This is a genomic window from Streptomyces sp. NBC_01237, from assembly GCF_035917275.1.
GTDB lineage: Bacteria > Actinomycetota > Actinomycetes > Streptomycetales > Streptomycetaceae > Streptomyces.
On record NZ_CP108508.1, the window covers coordinates 3,035,584 to 3,057,305 of the forward strand.

A 21,722-nucleotide genomic window follows, 5' to 3' on the forward strand; every position below is an offset into this window, starting at 1 on the left:
CGGCGAACTCACTGGCTGCGGCAACCCTGACCGACCGACGAACCCGTCAGTAGCGCATAGCGGTGAAATCGATGGGCCTGGGCCGGAGCGTCTGGACTCGGGCCGTCAGCTGCTTCATTCGCCTGGCCATCTCCCGGGCGGGGAGCCGCTTGCGGTCGCCGTGGCCCGGCAGGAGCCACTCGAAGTGCAGCCGGTCGGTGGTACGCGCCAAGGAAGCGCCCAGCTCCTCGATGGAGTACCAGGTGACGCTCTCGGCCACCTCCAGATCGGCCGTCGTACGCGACCAGTACAGGCTGTCTCCGCTGAAGCAGTACCGCTCGTCGGCGATGTAGAGCACGCTGCCCCGGGTGTGACCCGGGAGCGGGTGAGCTGTCACGCCCTCACCGATCTCGGCCGGATCCGTGCCGCGCAGGACATGGTCGGCGTCGGGTGCGGCGTCGAGATCGTCCTCGTGAATCCACAGCCGGGCGCCGAAGCGGTCGGCGTAGCGGCGGCCGTGCGCGGCGTGGTCGCGATGGGTGAGCAGGACGTCGGTGACGGAACCCAGTTCCTCGTACCGCGCAGCCAGCGTGCCGCTCCAGCGGGGTGTATCGATCATCATCAGGGTGCCGGACGGCCGGCGCAGCAGGTAGGAGTTGGCTCCGGCCGTGCGAGTGGAGTTGTGCCCGCACAGGTGAACAGCGTCGTCCAGGGCCAGGGGGAAGGGATCCAGCGCATCGTCGAGTCGACGGCCGGAGTGACGGATCGACCGGACGGGACAGGCGAACACGGCAGCGTGCAACTGCCGTGCCTCCGCCCCGTTCCGCGGCTGTCGGATCATCTCGGAGCGGCCGGCGGTCTCGCGTATCAGTTCAGGGGCCAGCTGACGCGCGACATCGCAGTTCGTACAGCGGGTGTCGACATACCAGCCGCCGTCCCCCGCGCTCGGCTCTTCCGCTTCGGTGGCCGCACCCCGGTCTCCCGTTGATTCGGGTAACAGATCGTCGTTCATGGTGGCTCCGTCCTGGATCGCGCAGGCTGTACGTCTCCTCAAGGGGTATCCCGCTCCGAAGGAAAAGAGGAAGAGGGACCGGTGCTTGTGCTTCCCAAAGGAGCCCGCTCTGTGGGCGAGCGCGGGAAATACCGAAAAGCCCCAAATTTTCACGAAACGCTCCCGGGACTGCTGGAGCTGTACGCGGACGCGACACGGGCGGTCGAAGGGGCCGTGAGGGCTCGGCCGGACCTGGACAGGAGCGTGCCCCTGCCCAGGACTCCCGGGTCCCCGCCGGAGACGGTCCGCCGGCCGGCGCGCCGGACTCCGCCGCACCCGATCAGGGAGACGGCCCAGCACGCCGGGCACGCGGACATCGGCCGGGAAGCGCTGGACGGGGCCGGCACCACCGCTCAACGGTGATCGCGTCGCAGTACCTCGTGGCGCGTCCGCCCCTGCGCGTCGTCCATGTGGTGCGCAGGTGTCACCATTCCCGGGCGGAGATCAGCTCTTCCCCGTCCGCGTCCTCGAAGCCGTACGCCATCGCGATGAACCAGAACGCCTCGCCTATCTCCTCGCGGGCGACCGTCTCGATGTCGCTGCCCGCCGCTTCGAACTCCGCCTCCAGGTCGTTGAACGCCTCGGTCGCCACCTCGGTCAGCGCGTACAGCGCCGTCAGGTCCGCGGGGTGTTCGGTCTCGATCCGCTCGCAGAGGTGCAGCAGGACCGCCTTGCCCTTGTCGAGCACATGGTCCGGGTAGTAGTCGTCCTCGTACAGCGGGAGCAGGAATGTGTGCGCCGCCACCTGCTCGTTCGTGATCGCCACGGCGATCCCCCCTTGCTCGCTCGAAGGCCCCAAGACCGAAGGCCCGAAGATCCGACGCCCCGATCCTGCACCACACCACTGACAACGCCGGGTCCGGGGTGCGTGCGTGCCGAGCATCACCCTGGACAGGCCCCGTGACTGCCGGGTAACTTCAATAGGTGGCTGAGCAAGCGCTTAGCCATGCTGACGAAGCCGAAGCTGACAGCCACCAAGGAGGCACCCGTGCGCCGTACGGTATTCAACGAGGACCACGAGGCGTTCCGGGAGACCATCCGCGCCTTCATCGCGGCCGAGGTCGTGCCCGTCTACGACGAGTGGTTCGCCGCCGGCCAGGTGCCGCGCGAGTTCTACCACAAGCTCGGTGAGCTGGGTGTCTTCGGTATCGAGGTCGACGAGGAGTACGGCGGCGCGGGCATCGACTCGCACAAGTACGAGGCCGTCATTTACGAGGAGACCGCCCGCGTGGGTGTCTCCTTCGGCGGCTCGGGCGTGCACACGCTGCTCGGCCTGCCCTACATCAAGATGCTCGCCACCGGCGAGCAGAAGAAGCGCTGGCTGCCGAAGTTCACCACCGGCGAGGAGATGTGGGCCCTCGCGATGACCGAGCCGGGCACCGGCTCCGACGTCGCGGGCATGAAGACCACCGCGAAGCTCTCCGAGGACGGCAAGCACTACGTCCTCAACGGCTCGAAGACCTTCATCACCGGTGGCGTGCACGCCGACCGTGTGATCGTCTGCGCCCGCACCTCCGCCCCGCGCGAGGACGACCGCCGCTTCGGCATCTCCCTCTTCGCCGTCGACACCAAGTCCGCGGGCTACTCGATCGGCCGCAAGCTCGACAAGCTCGGCCTGCGCACGTCCGACACCGCCGAGCTGGCGTTCGTCGATGTCAAGGTTCCGGTCGAGGACCTGCTCGGCGAGGAGAACAAGGGCTTCGGCTACCTCGGCACCAACCTGGCCTCCGAGCGCTGGGGCATCGCCTTCGGCGCGTACGCGCAGGCCGCGGCTGCCGTCGGCTTCGCCAAGCAGTACGTGCAGGAGCGCACCGTCTTCGGCAAGACGGTCGCCTCGTTCCAGAACACCAAGTTCGAGCTCGCCGCCTGCCAGGCCGAGGTGGACGCGGCACAGGCCGTCGCCGACCGCGCGCTGGAGGCCCTGGACGCCGGAGAGCTGACGGCGGCCGAGGCCGCGTCCGCGAAGCTGTTCTGCACCGAGGTCGCGCACCGGGTGATCGACCGCTGCCTCCAGCTGCACGGCGGCTACGGCTTCATGAACGAGTACCCGATCGCCCGCCTGTACGCGGACAACCGGGTCAACCGCATCTACGGCGGCACCAGCGAGGTCATGAAGTCGATCATCGCCAAGTCCATGGGTCTGTAAGAGCGGCTACGTTCCCTTCATGAGCGCACCACTGGACTCCCTGCTCGATCTGCTCGACCTGGAGCAGATCGAGCGGGACATCTTCCGGGGCCTGAGCCGCAGCGCGGTCGTGCCCCGTGTCTTCGGCGGCCAGGTCGCGGCCCAGGCGCTGGTCGCCGCGGGCCGCACCGTCCCGGCCGACCGGGGGGCCCACTCCCTGCACGCGTACTTCCTGCGTGCCGGGGACCCGGGCGCGCCGATCGTCTACAGCGTCGACCGGATCCGCGACGGGAAGTCCTTCACCACGCGCCGGGTCGTCGCCGTCCAGCACGGGCAGCCGATCTTCCATCTCTCGGCGTCCTTCCAGACGTACGAGGACGGGCTGGAGCACCAGGCGGACATGCCGGCCGCCCCGGATCCGGAGACGCTGCCCACGGCCGCCCGGATGCTGCCCCGGTACGCGGACCGGTTCAGCGATCCGGGTGTCGTGGACCGGCTGATCGAGGCGCGCGCCGCCGTCGACCTGCGGTACGTGGACGCCCCGCCGTTCGGCACCGTCGGCGAGCCGCGCGAGCCCCGCTCCCAGGTGTGGTTCAGGACGAACGGCAAGCTCGCGGACGACCCGCTGCTGCACGTCTGCATGGCCACGTACGTCTCCGACATGACGCTGCTCGACTCGGTGCTGCTCGCCCACGGGCGCGGCGGCTGGGCGGTCGGGGACGTGGTGGGCGCCAGCCTGGACCACGCGATGTGGTTCCACCGGCCCTTCCGGGCCGACGAGTGGCTGCTGTACGACCAGGAGTCGCCCTCGGCGTCCGGCGGGCGCGGCCTCGGCCAGGCCCGCATCTACACACAGGACAGGCAGCTGGCGATCACCGTCATCCAGGAGGGCGTGGTGCGGGTCCCCCGGGCCTGAACAGGCCGCGGTCCAGGTCCGGGTGTTCCGGGACTGAACAGGCCGCGGTCCGCCGATTCGGACATACTCCCCACCATGAGTGACGAGAATTCCGGTGGCGGGGAGTCCACGTTCACCGTCATCGTCGCGGCGGTCGCCAATCTCGGCATCGCCGTGGCGAAGGCCGTCGCGGGGCTGATCAGCGGATCGAGCGCGATGCTGTCCGAGGCCGCGCACTCGGTCGCCGACACCGTCACCGAGGTCATGCTCCTCACCGCGCTCAAGCGGAGCGAGAAGCCCGCCGACGAGGACCATCCCCTCGGCTACGGCCCCGAGCGGTACATCTGGGCGATGCTCGCCTCCATCGCGACGTTCGTCGGCGGCGCCGTCTTCTCCGTCTACGACGGCGTCCACACACTCGTCGAGGGCGAGGAGCTGGGCGATCCGCTCATCTCGTACATCGTGCTCGGTGTGGCCTTCCTGCTGGAGGGCTACTCACTGCGCACGGGCGTCGGACAGGTGCGGCGCGAGGCGTCGAAGCTGAGCGTTCCGGACACGTACTACCTCCGCCACACCCCGGACACCGCGGTCAAGGCCGTCGTCATGGAGGACTCGGCGGCCCTGGTCGGGCTGCTGCTGGCCGCGGGCGGGCTGCTCGGCGGGCAGCTCTCCGGCTCCGGGGTGTGGGACGGCATCGCCTCGATCCTGATCGGCGCGCTGCTCGTGTACGTGGCCTGGGTGCTCGGCCGGTCCAACGCCCAGCTGCTGATCGGCCGCCCGCTGCCGGAGGCGATGCGGGCGGGGGTGCGCGAGGAGCTGCTGTCGGTCCCGCACATCGTGGACGTACTGGAGCTGACCACGCTCATCCAGGGGCCGACCGAGATCCTGATCGCCGCGAAGATCGACTTCCGGGACATGGCCAGCGCCGAGCAGGTCGAGTGGGCCTGCGAGGAGGCGGAGGCGCAGTTGCGGGAACGCTTTCCGTCCATCCGCCGCGTCTATCTCGATCCGACGCCGGGGCCCGAACAGCGCCGGGCCCGCGCGGCACGCGCGTCCGGGTGACCTCGTCCGGGCAACCGCATGCGGATGACCGCGTCCAATCGCATGCATCACGGGCGATTCGGCCCGCGGCGCGGCACGGGCGCGTCCGCGAAATCATACGGTTCTCCGAAAATGTAAGCCTTCAGGAATACTTTTCGGGGAGAGCGACGCCCATGACCCAATTCCCTCGGCCGACACCGTCCTTTCCGCCCGCCGGACCGAAACGGCGCATGGTCCGCCCCGTCCCACTGGCCGCCGCCGCACTCACTCCCCTGCTCGTTCTGGGCATCATGCGGACGGGCGACGCGCTTCCGCGGTCCGGCAGTGCCCGCGCCCAGGGGCACGGCATGAATATCCTGCTGGTCGGAACGGACGGCCGGGACACGATCACACGGCAGGAAAAGGAGAAATTCCGCCTGGGCGGTGTCGCCTGCGACTGCACGGACACCATGATGCTGATCCATATCTCGGCGAACCGGAAAAGGGCCGGTCTCGTCAGCATCCCGCGCGACTCCCTCGCCCAGCTCTCCCCGCACGAGGACCGGCGCACGGGCGAGCGGCACGGGAGGCACCCGTCGAAGATCAACGGAGCGTACGCGGAGGGCGGCGCGGACCTCTCGATGCGTACGGTCGAGGAAATGACCGGGGTGAAGATCGACCGGTTCCTCGGCGTCGACTTCTCCCGCTTCATGAAGACCGTCGACACCGTCGGCGGGGTAGACATCTGTACCGCCCGCCCGCTGCGGGATCCGGTGACCGGGCTCGACCTCTCCCCCGGTACGCACCGGCTCAAGGGCGGCGAATCCCTTCAGTACGCCCGCGCCCGCAAGGTCGACAATTCCGCGGACTTCGGCCGTATCCAGCGGCAGCAGCGGTTCGTCGTGGCCTTCATCAAAAAACTCCGCGCCGACGGAACGATGCGCGACCCGGTCCGGCTCGCGAAACTCGCCGATGTGCTGCTCGCCGGGCCCCGTACGGAAAAGTCCGTCACGCTGCCGGATCTGGTTTCCCTGGCCAAGGACATGCACGACATCAAGCTGTCGTCGCTCGAATTCGCCTCCGTACCCATCCGGGATTTCAACGCCGACATCGAAGGTGTCGGATCGACGCTCGCGTGGGACGAGGCGAAGGCGGACGCCGTGTTCGCGACCATGCGGAAGGACCGGCCCCTGTCCTCGGCGAAGTCCGCGCTCCCGTCCCGGCCCGGTCCCACCACGGCGCGCCAGGGCGAGTTCGTGCCCGTGAAGGGCTCCCGCATCGGCTGCGGCTGACCCGTCCCGCCAGGGACTACGGGACAGCCCTCAGCGGGATCGGTCAGCGTGTGCGGGCCCGGACACGTACGCAGGCGCGCCCGCGGGTTCAGAGCAGTCCGGCCGCGTCCAGGAGGTAGTCGGTCATCGGGTCGTAGAAGCGCGGGTCGGTGACGTGGTCGTCCAGGGGGACGGTGACCTGGAGGGTGCCCTCGGACTCGCCGAGGAACAGCGCCGGGTCGTTGCAGTCCGCGTAACCGATCGAGTCGAGGCCGCGCTGCCCCGCGCAGCCCGCCCAGCCGTGGTCGGCGACGACCAGGTCGGGCAGCGGCCGGCCCTGCTGCTCCGTGGCGTCCAGGATGGCCGCCATCGGGGCCGGGGAGTGCGTGTGCCACAGGGTCGCCCCGCGCTCCAGCACGGCGACGTCCGCGAACTGGAAGACCATGCCCTCGTCCGCCATCAGCCCCGACGGGATCCGGACGATCTCGCAGCCCGCCCGGCGCAGCGCGTCCGCCGTCTGGCGGTGCACGTCCAGCAGGCCGCCCGGGTGGCCGGTGGCGAACAGGACGCGCTCGGAGCCCGCGGCCGCCTTGCGCAGCCGGGCCGCCATCCGCTCCAGGCCGTCGACGGTCAGCTCCGGGTCGATGGTGTCCTGGCCCTGCCGGTGCGCGGGGTCGTCGTTGACACCGCACCGCTCGGCCATGACGGCGAGGACGTCCTGCTCGTCGGACCAGCGGTCGCCGAGCTCCAGGCCCAGCCAGTAGTGGCGGTCGCCGTTGGCGAGCTTGCGGTAGTGGGAGAGGTTGTTGTCGCGGGGCGTGGCGACATCCCCGGCGATACGCGTGCGGACGAGGTGGTCGACGAGGGCGGCGCGGCTGGGTATCGGCATGGACCCATTGTGCCGTCCGGTGCGCGCCGCGCGCCGGGTGTCCTGCCCGCCGAGCAGGACGGGCCGGTCACCGGGCGGAACGTCGGACGCCCACAGGGTCCGGCGCCGGGCGGTCGCCTGGTCCGGCGCCGAGCAGTCACCGGGCGGGGTGGACCGGTCACCGGGCGGTCGGCGGGCGGAACGTCGGCCGGCTGCCGGGCGGGGCGGCCGGTCACCGGGCGGAACGTCGGACGCCCACCGGGTCCGGCGCCGGGCGCTCACCTGGTCCGGCGCCGGGCGGAACGTCGGCCGGTCGCGGTCCAGGCGGAATCGGACGATCACCGGGGCGGCGGACGCCCGCCGGTCGCGAGCGTCTACCGGTCGCGGACATCGGCCGGTCGCGGTCCAGGCCGGACCGGGCGGTTCCCGGTCCGGGCTCCGGTCGCTCCCCGGCCCTCCGGCCCCCGGCTCCGGCGGCTTCCCGGTCCCGGATACCGCGGCCCGGTGTCCCGTGGCGGAAGTCTTCCCGGACTGTTCACCCCCGTGTGACCTGCTCCTTCGCGGTCCGGACGGGCCCGGCCGCTCGAATGGAGCCACACAGAGGTCTGGACCACCGGAGTCACGCCAATTCCGTGTCCGATTCCGCCAGTTCCCGCCCTCCCGGAGAAGTGGTCTATACCTTTGGTACTAGGGTGGGCCACCTGAAACTGCCACATACGCAGCCGTGGGGGGCTTTATGAGCGTGTGTCATCTTCCGCAACCACCGTCCGACGACGAGCTCTACTGGTACTTCGGCCCACAACGGCGTTGGGTCCTGGTCAGCAGTTCGCTCGCCTTCGTGTTCACGGCGGCGACGATGTTCACCTTCGCGCTGCGGACACCCGCCCTGTGGGTGTTCCTCGCGGTTCTCGGGCTGAACGTCGTGGCCCTGCTGCTCTCCTCGCTGAACAGCCTGCGTCAGCGCCGGCTGACCCGGCAGTCGCACGACGTGCTCGTGCACGCCTGGCGGCCCGCCGAGCTGCCCGGCGTCGATCTCTACCTGCCGACCTGCGGCGAACCGCTGCCCGTGCTGGCCAACGCCTACCGTGCCGTCGCCGCCGTGGACTGGCCGGGGGCGCTGACCGTCTGGGTGCTGGACGACGCCGACCGGCCCGAGGTCGCCGCGCTGGCGGCCGAGCACGGCTACACCTATGTCGTACGGCCCGACCGGGGGCACCTGAAGAAGGCGGGCAACCTCAACCACGCGCTCACCCTGAGCAGTTCCGAGTTCATCGCGATCCTGGACGCCGACTTCGCGCCCCGCCCGGACTTCCTGCGCCACCTCGTGCCGTACCTGGCCGACCCCGGCGTCGGCATCGTGCAGAGCCCGCAGTGCTTCGACACCGACGAGGGCATGGACTGGATCCAGCGCGCCGCCGGGTCGGCGCAGGAGTGGTTCTTCCGCTGGATCCAGCCCTCGCGCGACGCGAGCGACGCCGCCATCTGCTGCGGCAGCAACGCCGTCTACCGGCGCAGCGCGATCGACCTGGCGGGCGGCTTCGCCCGGCTCGACCACAGCGAGGACCTGTACACCGGACTCGCCCTGTACGAACAGGGGTTCCGCACCCAGTACGTGCCGGTACTGGTGGCCAAGGGCACCTCCCCCGACCACCTCACCGCCTTCGTCAACCAGCAGTACCGCTGGGCCATGGGCAATCTCCATCTGCTCGGGACGCCCGTGCTGCGGCGGATGCGGGCGCCCTGGCGGATGCGGCTGTGCTTCTACGAAGGCATCGTCGGATACCTGGCCACGGCGGTGAACACCTTCGCGGCGCCGCTGCCGCCGCTGGTGATGATGTTCCTGTTCCCGGACCACATCCGCCCCTGGCACGTGCTGCCGCTCCTCGCACCGCTCTGGCTCTGGCATGTGCTGCTGCCGCGCGTCAGCCGTACCCGCTGGCGGGTGGAGGTGATCCGCGCCAACGTCCTGACGAGCGTGGCCGCCGCGACCGCGTTCGTGCACACCCTGCGGGGCCGCAGTGCCGCCTGGGTGCCCACCGGCGCGCGTGGCACCGGGGCCTCCGGGGGGATGGCCCGGCGGGTGGTGGGCGTCTCGCTGGTCTGGCTCGTCGTGTCCAACGGGGCCGCCGCCGCGGGGCTCGCGCTGGCCGTCGCCCGTAACGGCTGGGAGCCCAACTGGGGGCTGCTCCTCTACCTCCTGGTGCAGTGCCAGATCAACGTGCCGCTGATCCGCGACCTGCTGGCCGAACTGCGCCCGAAGAAGCCCGCGAGGGCGAAGTCCCGCACCGGGGCAACCGCGAAGGCCCCAGGCGCCCTTCGGCCCGCCGGCCGCACCGGGCCCGTCCCGAATCCGGTCGCGGGCCTGGTCACCGGCCTCCGTGCCCGGACCCGCATGCTGCCCCGGCGCTGGCCCGAGACCCTGGCCGCCTCCGCCGTCCTCCTGCTGACCGGCCTGCTCGCCTCCGGGCTCGTCAACCCGATGCTCCCCTGGCTGAGTTGAGCTGAAGTGAAAGGCACCATTCTCATGCCCTTCCTCGTGACCCCGCGCCGACGCCGGGGGGCCGCCGCGCCCGTGACCGGCTCCGGCGGCGAATCCGGGCCGAGTCCGCACCGGTCCACGTTCCGGCCCGACATCGAAGGTCTGCGCGCGGTGGCCGTGGTCGCGGTCCTCGCCTTCCACGCCGGGATACCCGGTCTGGAAGGCGGGTTCGTCGGGGTGGACATCTTCTTCGTCATCTCCGGCTACCTGATCACCGGGCTGCTGGTCCGGGAGGCCATCACCACCGGCCGCATCCGGCTCGGCGACTTCTTCTCCCGCCGCGCCCGGCGGCTGCTGCCCTCGGCCGCCGTGGTGCTCGCCGCCGTGGCGGTGGCCGGTGCCTGGCTGACCGTACCGCTGCGGCGCACCGACCTGGAGTACGACGTCGTGGCGGCGGCGCTGTCCGTCGCCAACTGGCGGTTCGTCTCGCAGCGCACCGACTACCTCGCCGCCGGGCACGACCAGAGCCCGTTGCTGCACTTCTGGTCCCTCGCGGTGGAGGAGCAGTTCTATCTGTTCTGGGCCCCGCTGCTCGCGGTGCTCGTCGTCGTCGCGGCCCGCGCGGTCCGCCGGGGGCGGGCGGTGCGCGGCACCGTGGCCCTGGTCACGGCCGTGCTGGCCCTCGGGTCGCTCGCCCTGTCCCTGCACTGGACGGACTCCTCCGTATCGCTGGCGTACCTCGGTACGCCCTCGCGCGTCTGGCAGTTCGGTGCCGGGGCGCTGCTCGCCCTGCTGCCCTGGCACCTGATGCGCGGGCCGCGTCCGCTGCGCCTGCTGTGCGGCTGGGCCGGAGCCGCGGCGATCGTCTGGTGCGTCCTGTCGTACGACGCGAGCACCCCGTACCCCGGTTACGCCGCGCTCGTACCGACGCTGGCCACGGCGGCCGTCATCCTGGCCGCGATTCCCGGCCGGGGCGAGCGGTACGTGGAGGGGCCGTACGGGGTCGGGCGGCTGCTGGCGGGGCGGGCGCCGCGAGCGATCGGGCGGCTCTCCTACAACCTCTATCTGTGGCACTGGCCCGTCCTCGTGCTGGCCGAGGCCCGGTTCGGGGCGCTCGGCTGGCCCGAGCGGACCGCCCTGACGGTGGCGTCCGCGCTGCCCGCCCTGGCCACCATGCGCTGGGTGGAGCAGCCGCTGCGCCGCAGCCGGACCGTCTCCGAACTCCCCCGGCGCGGACTGGCGGTGGGCATCTCGGCGATCATCCTGCCGGTGGTGCTGGCGCTGGTGGTCGGCACCACGACGCTCCGGCTGCTGGGCCCGGCCACCCCGGTCGACCTCCAGGGGCTCGCGCCGGGTGCCGCCTCCGGGCCCTCGCTCCTGGACCGGGGCGCCGGTGCCCCGCTCGCGGACGGGCCCGTGGTGCCCAACCCCGTGCAGGCGCGCAAGGACTTCCCGCCGGACGGTGAGTGCGAGGTCGCGCCGGCCGTGACCCGCAGCCCCACGTGCCTGTTCGGCGCGACGGACAGCCCGGACCGGATCGTGCTGCTCGGCGACTCGCACGCCGGGCAGTGGTTCTCACCCATGCTCGCGTTGGCGTCCGAACGCGGCTGGGCGCTCCAGGAGTTGGTGAAGCAGGGTTGCCCGCTGCCCCGACTGGCCGTGGACAGCCCGCAGTTGGGCCGCGTCTACCGGGAGTGCGACACCTGGCGGGCGGACGCGCTGGAGCGGCTGCGGAAGCAGCCCAAACCCAGGCTCATCGTGATCGCCTCGCTCAACCGCTACACCACCGACCCGGCGCTCCTCGCCCGCGGCTGGGAGGAGACGCTGAAGCCCCTGCGCGCTCTCGGGGCTCCGATCGTCTACATCGAGGACACCCCCGTACCCGGTACGGACATCCCCGCGTGCGTCTCCGGCCGCCCCGAGGACCCCGGAGCCTGCGCGTTCGCCCGGAAGGACGCCGTACCGGCCGATCCGCTGGCCCGGCGGATCGCGTCCGGAGCGCTGCCCGGTGTACGGAGCATCAGCGTGAACCCCGTCCTGTGCCCGGGGGACGGTCCGGTCTGCCCCGCCGTACGGGACCGGGTCCTGCTCTACCGGGACGACGCCCATCTGACCAACGTGGCGGCCGTCGTCCTGACCCCCCGGCTGGAGCGGCTGCTCGGCGAATCCGGCGCGCTGCCCGCGCCCGGTGTACCCGTGACGCCCGCACCGAGCGCCCCCGGAAGGCCCGGGGCGGACGGGTGGACCGAGCTGTTGCGGGACGACTTCGAGGGCCCGGCGGGCAGCCGCCCGTCCGCCGCGCACTGGCAGTACGACCTCGGCACCTGCTACCCGGGCTGCCCCGCGCCGCAGTGGGGCACGGGCGAGATCGAGACGATGACCGACTCGACGGACAACGTCCGCCTCGACGGGAAGGGCGCACTGGAGATCGTCCCCACCAGGAAGGCGGGCGAGTGGAGTTCGGGCCGCATCGAGACCCGGCGCTCCGACTTCGCGCCGCCGCCCGGCGGGATGCTGCGGATCGAGGCGTCGATCGCGCTGCCGGACGTCACGGGGGCCGGGGCGGCGGGCTACTGGCCGGCCTTCTGGACCCTGGGGGCGCCGCTGCGTGACGGGTACACGGGCTGGCCGGGCGTCGGGGAGCTGGACATCATGGAGTCCGTCAACGGCCGGGACACCGTGTTCGGCAGCATGCACTGCGGCGTCATGGAGGGCGGCCCCTGCGAGGAGCCGGTGGGCCTGACCTCCGGGCCGCAGCCGTGCCCCGGTTGCCGTACGGCGTTCCACTCGTACGCCGTCGAGGTCGACCTCTCCCCCGGTGCGGAGCAGGTGCGCTGGTATCTGGACGGGCGCCTGTACCACCGGGTGACGGCCGCCGCGATGGACGGCCCGACCTGGAAGCGGGCGGTGGACCACGGGGTGTTCCTGATCCTGAACGTGGCCGTCGGCGGCAAGCTGCCGCTCGCCGACGGGGCGAGTCCGGGCCCCGCCACCGAGCCCGGCCACCCGATGCGGGTCGACCGCGTCACCGTCTCGGCCCGGGAGGGGACCGCCGCAGCCCGGTAGGCGTTACGCGGGAGGCGTTACGCGGGAGGCGTTACGCGGGAGGCGTTACGCGGGAGGCGTTACGCGGGAGGTGGGGCCGGTCCTCGGCGGGGCCGGCCCCACAACGTTGCCGCGCGCAGCAGCCACTCCACCGGGCCGAGCCGGTGGCGCCGCATCAGGTGCGCGGAGACGACGAGCTGGCACCCGTAGAAGAGCAGCGCCCCGCCCAGGGCGGTGGCCGCGCCCACCCGGCCGTACAGCGCGGCACCGTAGCCCGTGAAGACCAGGGCCATGACGAGGGACTGCGTCAGGTAGTTGGTCAGGGCCATGCGGCCCGCCGGGGCCAGCCGGGCGGCGAGGGCGGCGCCGCGCGGTGTGGTGAACCAGAGCAGCAGGCCGCTCGCGTAGGCGGCGCTCAGCGCCGGGGCGGTGATCATGCCGACGACGAACAACAGGATCTCCCAGCGGGCGGAGAGCGGTCCGACCGCGCCCGCCGCCATGAGCGCCCCGCCGGGCAGCCCCACGAGAAGCCCGCCCACGAGGATCCGGCGCAGCCGGTCGGCGCGGCCGACGATGCCGGTGAGCAGGTCGCGCCGGCCCGCCGCGTATCCGGCCAGGAAGGCGGCGACGACCATGCCGCCCATCATGAACAGCCCGGCCAGGATGTCCGGCCAGGCTCCGATGTTCGCGCGGATCACGTCACCCGCGCCGCCCCGGTAGGCGGCGGTCAGTTCGGCGGTCCGCTCGGCGAGGTCGGCGGCGTCGCCGCCGTCGGCCGGGTCCAGCAGGGTGACGGCCGCCGCGAAGAACAGATAGAGGGCGGCGACGGTTCCGTACACCCGGAGGGCGGCTCGCCACATCCGGGCCGGGGCGGCGCCGCGGGCGGCGAAGAGGATCAGGCCGAGCAGGGCGTAGACGGTGAGGATGTCACCGGTGTACAGCAGCGCGGCGTGCAGGAGGCCGAGGACGAACAGGGCGAGGAGCCGGCGCAGCATCCGCGGTGCGAAGCGTGCCCCGTCGCGTGCGGCCGAGTCCATCTGGAGCGTGAAGCTGTAGCCGAAGAGGAACGAGAACAGCAGGTAGAACTTGGTCTGCACGAACATCGTGACCAGCCACAGCGCGGCGTAGTCCACGCCACCGGTGAGCGGGCCGCCACCGCGCCGGCCCTCGATCCCGGCCATGACCAGCACGTTGGCGAGGAAGATGCCGCCGAGTGCGAAGCCGCGCAGGGCGTCGACCTCCACGATCCGGTGCCGCCGGGGCCCGGTCGGTATGCCCGGAGGCGCGGCGGCCGCCCCGGGGGCGGCGGAACGGGGCGGTTCATGGTGGTGCGACACGCGTCCCTCGAACATCGTGGTGGTGCCGCCCCTCCGGCCGGAGGGGCGGCTTCGGCCGTGCCCCGTTTCCGGGTCGGCGCGCGGTCAGCCCGCCGCGATGATCACGGTGACCGCGGTGACGGCGGTGACCACCGCCTGGACGTTGCGGATCGCTTCGCGGACGCTGTCGCCCGCCCACTGCCCGTCGGCGATCTCCGCCATGCGTGGGGCGATCTGCTTGCGCGGTACGTCGGGGAACGCCTGGCGGTGCATGTTCGCGGCGTGCAGGAGCGCGACCAGTCCGCTGGTACGGCTGTCCGGCTGAGCGCCGTCCAGGACGACGGCGCTCAGCCGGTCGCGCAGCTCCCGCTCCACGGAGCCGTCCGCTTCGGGATAGCGCCGTGTCGGGAACAGGCCCAGCGCCCGGTGCCGCTCCTCGGTCACCAGACCGCGCTCGCACAGACGGTCCACCGCCGCGCGCACGCCCTTGCTCTGGTCCTTCGTCAGCCAGTCGGCCGCCTTGCGCCTGCCGGAGCCCTTCGTCCAGGCGGCGATCCGTTCCAGCCGTCCGTCGAGCAGCGCGTCACCGGTCGGCGACGCGTCGGTCACCTCGATCCGGCCGCCGGTCACGGCGACCCGGCCCGCCATGGCGAGCTCCAGGAGAATGCCGCCCGCCACGCCCCAGCCCGCGGCCGTGCGCCCCTTCGCCGCGCCGCTTTCGTCGTCCAGCGACAGCAGCATGATCTCTTCGGCCAGCGTGACGGTCATCCGTCGTGTCCCCCTCGTTCGTTCGCCCTGGACGCCCTGCGTGTTCTGAGCGCCCTGTATGCCCTGGACGCCCTGCGTGTCCTGGGCGCCTGTATGCCCTGGACACCCCGCTTGCCCTGGGCGCCCTGTCGCGTCCCGCGTCTCCTGCCCGTCCCGGGAGGAGAGACGCGCTCACCCGCCCCTGAGGTTGCCGGGCCCTATGAACCGGCCGCCGCGTCGAACGCCCCCCGCGCCAGCCGGTGCAGCAGCTCCGCCGTCGCCGTACGGCCGGGGAGCGCCTCGGGGCGGGCCAGGTGCGGGGTGGAGTTCAGCAGGCCGAAGACGGCGTGGACGGTGACGCGGGCCTCGTCCTCGGCCAGGTCCGGGTAGAGCTCGCGGACGACGCCGACCCAGACCTCGACGTACTGGCGCTGGAGCTGGCGCACCCGCTTGCGGTCCGTGTCGCGCAGGCGGTCCAGCTCGCGGTCGTGGAGGGTGATCAGGGGGCGGTCGTCCAGGGCGAAGTCGATGTGGCCCTCGATGAGCGCGTCGAGCAGGGCGCGCGGGGAGCCGTCCCCGTCGGCCGCGTCCTGCGACACGCGGAGCCGGCCGCCCGCCAGCAGGCGCTCGCTGATGCCCACCAGCAGTTCGGCGAGCATCGCGTCCTTGCCGGGGAAGTGGCGGTAGAGGCCGGGGCCGCTGATACCGACGGCGGCCCCTATCTCATCGACGCCGACGCCGTGGAAGCCGCGCTCGGCGAAGAGGCGGGCGGCCTCCCGGAGGATCTGCTCGCGGCGGGTGGGAGCCGCGACGCGGGCGGCGGCATGGGTGCTCATGGGGATTCATTCTAGACAGGGCCGTTAGCGCTCGTTAACCTGAACGCAATGCGTTAACGCTCATTAACAATCGCGGTACGGGCAAGGGGGCTCGACACGATGCAGCAGGCACCGGTCCTGGCGAGCGCGGCCGATCCCGCCTCGGAGGCCTGGCAGGCCAACGAGGCGGCGCATCACGCGCTCGCCGAGGAGCTGCGCACGCGGCTCACCACGGCACGGCTCGGCGGGGGTGAGAAGGCCCGCGCCCGGCATGTGGCACGCGGCAAGCTGCTGCCCCGGGAGCGGGTGGACACCCTGCTCGATCCGGGTTCGCCCTTCCTGGAGCTGGCCCCGCTGGCGGCCGATGGGCTGTACGGGGGCGCCGCCCCGGCGGCCGGGGTGATCGCCGGAATCGGGCGGGTCAGCGGCCGGGAGTGCGTGATCGTCGCCAATGACGCCACGGTCAAGGGCGGCACGTACTACCCGATGACCGTGAAGAAGCATCTGCGCGCCCAGGAGGTGGCGCTGGAGAACCGGCTGCCGTGCCTGTATCTGGTCGACTCGGGCGGGGCCTTCCTGCCCATGCAGGACGAGGTGTTCCCCGACCGGGACCACTTCGGGCGGATCTTCTACAACCAGGCCCGGATGTCGGGGGCCGGTATCCCGCAGATCGCGGCGGTGCTGGGGTCCTGCACGGCCGGCGGGGCGTACGTCCCCGCGATGAGCGACGAGGCCGTCATCGTCCGCAACCAGGGGACGATCTTCCTCGGCGGTCCGCCGCTGGTGAAGGCCGCGACCGGCGAGGTCGTCACGGCGGAGGAGCTGGGCGGCGGCGAGGTCCACTCCCGTACGTCGGGGGTCACCGACCATCTCGCGGAGGACGACGCGCACGCGCTGCGGATCGTCCGCAACATCGTGGCCACCCTGCCGGAGCGCGGCGCGCTCCCCTGGCCGGTCCGGCCCGCCGAGGAGCCGAAGGTCGACCCCGCCGGTCTGTACGGGGCGGTGCCGGTCGATTCCCGCACTCCGTACGACGTACGCGAGGTGATCGCGCGGGTGGTGGACGGCTCGCGGTTCCAGGAGTTCAAGGCGGAGTACGGGACGACGCTGATCACCGGCTTCGCCCGTATCCACGGGCACCCGGTCGGCATCGTCGCCAACAACGGCATCCTGTTCTCCGAGTCCGCCCAGAAGGGCGCGCATTTCATCGAGCTGTGCGACCAGCGCGGCATCCCGCTCGTCTTCCTGCAGAACATCTCCGGCTTCATGGTCGGCCGGGACTACGAGGCCGGTGGCATCGCCAAGCACGGCGCGAAGATGGTCACGGCGGTCGCCTGCACCCGGGTGCCGAAGCTGACCGTGGTCGTCGGCGGTTCGTACGGTGCGGGCAACTACTCGATGTGCGGCCGGGCCTACAGCCCCCGCTTCCTGTGGATGTGGCCCAACGCCAAGATCTCCGTGATGGGCGGCGAGCAGGCCGCCTCCGTGCTGGCCACCGTCAAGCGCGACCAGCTCGGCGACGACTGGAGCGCCGAGGACGAGGACGCCTTCAAGGCCCCGATCCGCGCCCAGTACGAGACCCAGGGCAACGCGTACTACGCCACCGCCCGGCTCTGGGACGACGGGGTGATCGACCCGCTGGACACCCGGCAGGTGCTGGGTCTCGCCCTGACCGCCTGCGCCAACGCCCCGCTGCCCCAGAAGGACCCGGCCGGGCCCGGCTTCGGCGTCTTCAGGATGTGAGGAACAGATGACGATGTTCGACACCGTTCTGGTCGCCAACCGCGGCGAGATCGCCGTCCGGGTGATCCGGACCCTTCGGGAGATGGGGGTGCGCTCCGTCGCCGTCTTCAGCGACGCGGACGCGGACGCCCGGCACGTACGCGAGGCGGACACGGCGGTCCGGATCGGCCCGGCGCCCGCCGCGATGAGCTACCTCAGCGTGGACGCCCTGCTGGACGCGGCCCGCCGCACCGGCGCGCAGGCCGTGCACCCGGGGTACGGGTTCCTCGCCGAGAACGCGGGCTTCGCGCAGGCGTGCGCGGACGCGGGGCTGGTCTTCATCGGGCCGCCCGCCCCGGCGATCTCCCTGATGGGCGACAAGATCCGGGCCAAGGAGACCGTCGCGGCGGCCGGGGTGCCGGTGGTACCCGGCTCCTCGGGCAGCGGGCTCACCGACGCCCAACTGGCCGCCGCCGCACGTGAGATCGCCATGCCCGTGCTGCTGAAGCCCTCGGCGGGCGGCGGCGGCAAGGGCATGCGGCTGGTCCGCGACGAGGCGCTGCTGGCGGACGAGATCGCGGCGGCCCGGCGCGAGGCCCGCGCCTCGTTCGGCGACGACACGCTGCTGGTGGAGCGGTGGATCGACCGGCCGCGCCACATCGAGATCCAGGTGCTGGCCGACACGCACGGCCATGTGGTGCACCTCGGCGAGCGCGAGTGCTCGCTCCAGCGCCGCCACCAGAAGATCATCGAGGAGGCGCCGTCGGTCCTGCTGGACGAGGAGACCCGGGCGGCGATGGGCGAGGCGGCCGTCCAGGCGGCCCGCTCCTGCGGATATGTCGGCGCGGGCACGGTGGAGTTCATCGTCCCGGGCGACGACCCCGCCGCGTACTGCTTCATGGAGATGAACACCCGTCTCCAGGTCGAGCACCCGGTCACCGAGCTGATCACCGGCCTCGACCTGGTGGAGTGGCAGCTGAGGGTCGCGGCGGGCGAACACCTCCCGTACGCCCAGAGCGACATCACCCTGACCGGGCACGCGATCGAGGCCCGGATCTGCGCCGAGGACCCGGCGCGCGGCTTCCTCCCCTCCGGCGGCACGGTGCTGGCCCTGCGCGAGCCGCGGGGCCACGGGGTGCGGACGGACTCCGGGCTCAGCGAGGGCGTGCCGGTCGGCAGCCTGTACGACCCGATGCTCTCGAAGGTCATCGCGTACGGCCCCGACCGCGCCACCGCCGTACGCAAGCTGCGCGCGGCCCTCGCGGACACCGTGATCCTGGGCGTCCCGACCAACGCGGGCTTCCTGCGCCGCCTGCTGGCCCACCCGGCGGTGGTGGCGGGCGAGCTGGACACGGGCCTGGTGGAGCGCGAGGCGGACGGGCTGGTCCCGGACGGGGTGCCGGACGAGGTGTACGCGGCGGCGGCCGCGCTGCGGCGCGACGCGCTGGCTCCCCGGCCGGACGCGGGTGGCTGGACGGACCCCTTCTCCGTACCGAACGGCTGGCGCACGGGCGGCGCGCCTGCCCCGCTCGTCTTCCCGCTGCGGGTGCCGGGCAGTGAGCCCTCGGCCCACTCGGCGCCCGGCGGTTCGACGCTCACCCCGGACGGTGTGAGCGTCGAACTCGACGGCGTCACGCACCACTTCCACCGCAGCGGCCACTGGCTGGGGCGCGACGGCGACACCTGGCACGTCCAGGACCACGACCCGGTCGAGGCGTCTCTGAGCGGCGCCGCCCGCGCCGGGGCCGACACGCTGGCCGCCCCGATGCCCGGGACCGTCACGGTGGTGAAGGTGGCCGTCGGGGACGAGGTCGTAGCCGGGCAGAGCCTGCTGGTGGTCGAGGCGATGAAGATGGAGCACGTCATCTCCGCCCCGCACGCCGGCACCGTCACCGAACTGGACGTCACCGCAGGAGCCACGGTCGCCATGGACCAGGTCCTGGCCGTGGTGGCGCCCGCAGCCGCAGCCGGGGAGGAATCATGACCGCACGACCGCACGGGCTGCCCATGGAGGTGCCCGCCCAGGGCCTGCCGGCCCGGGTCCGCATCCACGAGGTCGGGGCCCGCGACGGCCTCCAGAACGAGAAGGCCGTCGTCCCGACCGAGGTGAAGGCGGAGTTCATCCGCCGGCTCGCCGTCGCCGGGCTCACGACGATCGAGGCGACGAGCTTCGTCCACCCCGAGTGGGTGCCCCAACTGGCCGACGCGGAGAAGCTGTTCCCCCTGCTCGGCGACATCGCGGACGTCGGGGACGTGGCGCTGCCGGTCCTCGTGCCGAACGAGCGCGGTCTGGACCGGGCGCTGGCGCTCGGGGCCCGCCGGATCGCCGTGTTCGGCTCGGCGACCGAGACGTTCGCCGCCCGCAATCTGAACCGGACCGTCGACGAGTCGCTCGCCATGTTCGAGCCGGTCGTGGCCCGCGCCAAGGCGGACAAGGTGCATGTGCGCGGCTATCTCTCGATGTGCTTCGGCGACCCGTGGGAGGGCCCCGTCCCCGTCCACCAGGTCGTCCGGGTCGCCAGGGCGCTGATGGACCTGGGCTGCGACGAGCTGTCCCTCGGCGACACGATCGGCGTCGCCACCCCCGGCCACGTACAGGCGCTGCTCTCCGAGCTGAACGAGGGGGGCGTGCGCACCGACACCATCGGGGTGCACTTCCACGACACGTACGGCCAGGCTCTGTCCAACACCCTCGCCGCGCTCCAGCACGGGGTGAGCACCGTGGACTCCTCCGCGGGCGGCCTCGGCGGCTGCCCTTACGCGAAGAGCGCGACGGGCAATCTCGCCACCGAGGACCTCGTGTGGATGCTCGACGGCCTCGGCATCGACACCGGGGTCGACCTCGACGTGCTCACCGCCACCAGCGTGTGGCTCGCCGAACAGCTGGGCCGCCCCAGCCCCTCCCGTACCGTCCGCGCGCTCTCCCACAAGGAGTGAAACACCACCATGTCCCTGGATCACCGGCTGACCGCCGAGCACGAGGAACTGCGCCGCACCGTGGAGCAGTTCGCGCACGACGTGATCGCCCCGAAGATCGGCGACCTGTACGAGCGCCATGAGTTCCCGTACGAGATCGTGCGCGAGATGGGGCGGATGGGTCTGTTCGGGCTGCCGTTCCCGGAGGAGTACGGCGGCATGGGCGGCGACTACCTCGCCCTCGGGATCGCCCTCGAAGAGCTGGCCCGGGTCGACTCGTCGGTGGCGATCACCCTGGAGGCCGGGGTCTCGCTGGGCGCGATGCCCGTCTACCGCTTCGGCACCGAGGAGCAGAAGCGGCAGTGGCTGCCGAGGCTCTGCTCGGGAGAGGCACTGGGCGCGTTCGGCCTGACCGAGCCGGACGGCGGTTCGGACGCGGGCGGTACGCGCACGACGGCGGTGCTCGACGAGGCGAGCGGCGAGTGGGTGATCAACGGCTCCAAGTGCTTCATCACCAACTCCGGCACGGACATCACGGAGCTGGTGACGGTGACCGCGGTGACCGGTCGCAAGGAGAACGGCGCCCCGCGCATCTCCTCGATCATCGTGCCCTCCGGCACCCCCGGCTTCACGGTCGCCGCCCCGTACTCCAAGGTGGGCTGGAACTCCTCGGACACCCGCGAGCTGTCCTTCACCGACGTCCGGGTCCCGGCGGCGAACCTGCTGGGCGAGGAGGGCCGCGGATACGCGCAGTTCCTGCGGATCCTGGACGAGGGCCGGATCGCGATCTCCGCCCTGTCGACGGGCCTGGCGCAGGGCTGTGTGGACGAGTCGGTGAAGTACGCCGCCGAGCGGCACGCGTTCGGCAGGCCGATCGGTGCGAACCAGGCCATCCAGTTCAAGATCGCCGACATGGAGATGCGCGCGCACATGGCCCGCATCGGCTGGCGCGACGCGGCGTCCCGGCTGCTGGCGGGCGAGCCGTTCAAGAAGGAGGCGGCGATCGCCAAGCTGTACTCCTCGACGGTCGCGGTGGACAACGCGCGCGAGGCGACCCAGATCCACGGCGGCTACGGCTTCATGAACGAGTACCCGGTGGCCCGGATGTGGCGCGACTCGAAGATCCTGGAGATCGGCGAGGGCACGAGCGAGGTCCAGCGGATGCTGATCGCCCGGGAACTGGGGCTGCCCGCCTGAGCGGTGACCCCGGCTCGGTGAAGCCGCTGTGCGTCCGGTTGTGGGGCGCACAGCGGCTTTCTGTTTGAGCGGTCCGCCGGTCTGGTGGCCTGGTGGCCAGCCGGCCTGGCGACCTGGCGACCTGGCAGCTTGCGGCGGCCTATGGCGGCACGACCTGGCGCCATCCGGCATCACTCGGCGCCACGCGGTGCCACGCAGTGCCATCCGGCGCCATTCCGCGCCCCTTGAAGCAGATGAACACACATGGCGCCACACTTCCCGAGAGAGGTGCCACAA

17 protein-coding genes are annotated in these 21,722 nt (G+C 72.0%); 11 read left to right on the forward strand and 6 right to left on the reverse strand.

What is annotated here, in order from left to right:
- Positions 1–46: 46 nt before the first annotated feature.
- A complete protein-coding gene (locus tag OG251_RS13355) occupies positions 47–991 on the reverse strand; it encodes an MBL fold metallo-hydrolase (RefSeq protein ID WP_326677379.1) in 945 nt (314 codons plus the stop codon).
- Positions 992–1,102: 111 nt separating this feature from the next.
- On the opposite strand from OG251_RS13355, the gene OG251_RS13360 reads away from it, so the two are divergent.
- Positions 1,103–1,393 carry a mycothiol transferase gene (locus tag OG251_RS13360; RefSeq protein ID WP_326677380.1) on the forward strand — a complete coding sequence of 97 codons (291 nt, stop codon included), beginning with the start codon at positions 1,103–1,105 and terminating at the stop codon, positions 1,391–1,393.
- 61 nt (positions 1,394–1,454) lie between these two features.
- Here OG251_RS13360 and OG251_RS13365 read toward each other — a convergent pair whose 3' ends face one another.
- Entirely contained in the window at positions 1,455–1,796 is a 342-nt protein-coding gene (locus OG251_RS13365; RefSeq protein WP_326677381.1) for a DUF5713 family protein, read from the reverse strand.
- A 222-nt stretch (positions 1,797–2,018) separates the two neighbouring features.
- Between OG251_RS13365 and OG251_RS13370 the strand changes: the two genes are divergently transcribed.
- From OG251_RS13370 to OG251_RS13385, 4 genes are all read left to right on the forward strand, one after another.
- Positions 2,019–3,176 carry an acyl-CoA dehydrogenase family protein gene (locus OG251_RS13370; RefSeq protein WP_326677382.1) on the forward strand — a complete coding sequence of 386 codons (1,158 nt, stop codon included), beginning with the start codon at positions 2,019–2,021 and terminating at the stop codon, positions 3,174–3,176.
- Between the two features lie 19 nt (positions 3,177–3,195).
- A complete protein-coding gene (locus OG251_RS13375) occupies positions 3,196–4,071 on the forward strand; it encodes an acyl-CoA thioesterase (protein WP_326677383.1) in 876 nt (291 codons plus the stop codon).
- Between the two features lie 75 nt (positions 4,072–4,146).
- The gene (locus OG251_RS13380; protein WP_326677384.1) at positions 4,147–5,112 is read left to right on the forward strand and encodes a cation diffusion facilitator family transporter; all 966 of its coding nucleotides are present in this window, start codon (positions 4,147–4,149) and stop codon (positions 5,110–5,112) included.
- Between the two features lie 152 nt (positions 5,113–5,264).
- Positions 5,265–6,362, forward strand: coding sequence for an LCP family protein (locus OG251_RS13385; protein ID WP_326677385.1), 1,098 nt, complete (start codon positions 5,265–5,267; stop codon positions 6,360–6,362).
- 88 nt (positions 6,363–6,450) lie between these two features.
- Here OG251_RS13385 and OG251_RS13390 read toward each other — a convergent pair whose 3' ends face one another.
- Entirely contained in the window at positions 6,451–7,230 is a 780-nt protein-coding gene (locus OG251_RS13390; RefSeq protein ID WP_326677386.1) for a phosphatase, read from the reverse strand.
- 715 nt (positions 7,231–7,945) lie between these two features.
- On the opposite strand from OG251_RS13390, the gene OG251_RS13395 reads away from it, so the two are divergent.
- Together OG251_RS13395 and OG251_RS13400 are read left to right on the forward strand one after the other, a co-directional pair.
- The gene (locus tag OG251_RS13395; protein WP_326677387.1) at positions 7,946–9,709 is read left to right on the forward strand and encodes a glycosyltransferase family 2 protein; all 1,764 of its coding nucleotides are present in this window, start codon (positions 7,946–7,948) and stop codon (positions 9,707–9,709) included.
- 24 nt (positions 9,710–9,733) lie between these two features.
- Positions 9,734–12,754 carry an acyltransferase family protein gene (locus OG251_RS13400; RefSeq protein ID WP_326677388.1) on the forward strand — a complete coding sequence of 1,007 codons (3,021 nt, stop codon included), beginning with the start codon at positions 9,734–9,736 and terminating at the stop codon, positions 12,752–12,754.
- 59 nt (positions 12,755–12,813) lie between these two features.
- On the opposite strand, the gene OG251_RS13405 is transcribed toward OG251_RS13400, so the two are convergent.
- The 3 genes from OG251_RS13405 to OG251_RS13415 form a co-directional block, all read right to left on the reverse strand.
- Positions 12,814–14,085, reverse strand: a complete 1,272-nt coding sequence (locus OG251_RS13405; protein ID WP_326677389.1) for a DUF418 domain-containing protein — start codon at positions 14,083–14,085, stop codon at positions 12,814–12,816.
- A gap of 69 nt (positions 14,086–14,154) precedes the next feature.
- A complete protein-coding gene (locus OG251_RS13410) occupies positions 14,155–14,817 on the reverse strand; it encodes a GOLPH3/VPS74 family protein (protein ID WP_326677390.1) in 663 nt (220 codons plus the stop codon).
- 197 nt (positions 14,818–15,014) lie between these two features.
- The gene (locus OG251_RS13415; RefSeq protein ID WP_326677391.1) at positions 15,015–15,632 is read right to left on the reverse strand and encodes an SACE_7040 family transcriptional regulator; all 618 of its coding nucleotides are present in this window, start codon (positions 15,630–15,632) and stop codon (positions 15,015–15,017) included.
- 99 nt (positions 15,633–15,731) lie between these two features.
- Between OG251_RS13415 and OG251_RS13420 the strand changes: the two genes are divergently transcribed.
- Genes OG251_RS13420 through OG251_RS13435 form a run of 4 tightly spaced genes read left to right on the forward strand, consistent with a single transcriptional unit; the run spans position 15,732 to position 21,446 of the window.
- Positions 15,732–17,354: a carboxyl transferase domain-containing protein gene (locus tag OG251_RS13420; RefSeq protein WP_326677392.1), complete on the forward strand. Its 1,623-nt coding sequence runs from the start codon at positions 15,732–15,734 to the stop codon at positions 17,352–17,354.
- Positions 17,355–17,361: 7 nt separating this feature from the next.
- Positions 17,362–19,317: an ATP-binding protein gene (locus OG251_RS13425; protein ID WP_326677393.1), complete on the forward strand. Its 1,956-nt coding sequence runs from the start codon at positions 17,362–17,364 to the stop codon at positions 19,315–19,317.
- Positions 19,314–20,270, forward strand: a complete 957-nt coding sequence (locus tag OG251_RS13430; protein WP_385890128.1) for a hydroxymethylglutaryl-CoA lyase — start codon at positions 19,314–19,316, stop codon at positions 20,268–20,270. The genes OG251_RS13425 and OG251_RS13430 overlap by 4 nt, the downstream gene beginning before the upstream one ends.
- Before the next feature lie 9 nt (positions 20,271–20,279).
- Positions 20,280–21,446 (forward strand): acyl-CoA dehydrogenase family protein, encoded by a 1,167-nt coding sequence (locus OG251_RS13435; protein WP_073723484.1) that lies wholly within the window; start codon positions 20,280–20,282, stop codon positions 21,444–21,446.
- Positions 21,447–21,722: the final 276 nt, after the last annotated feature.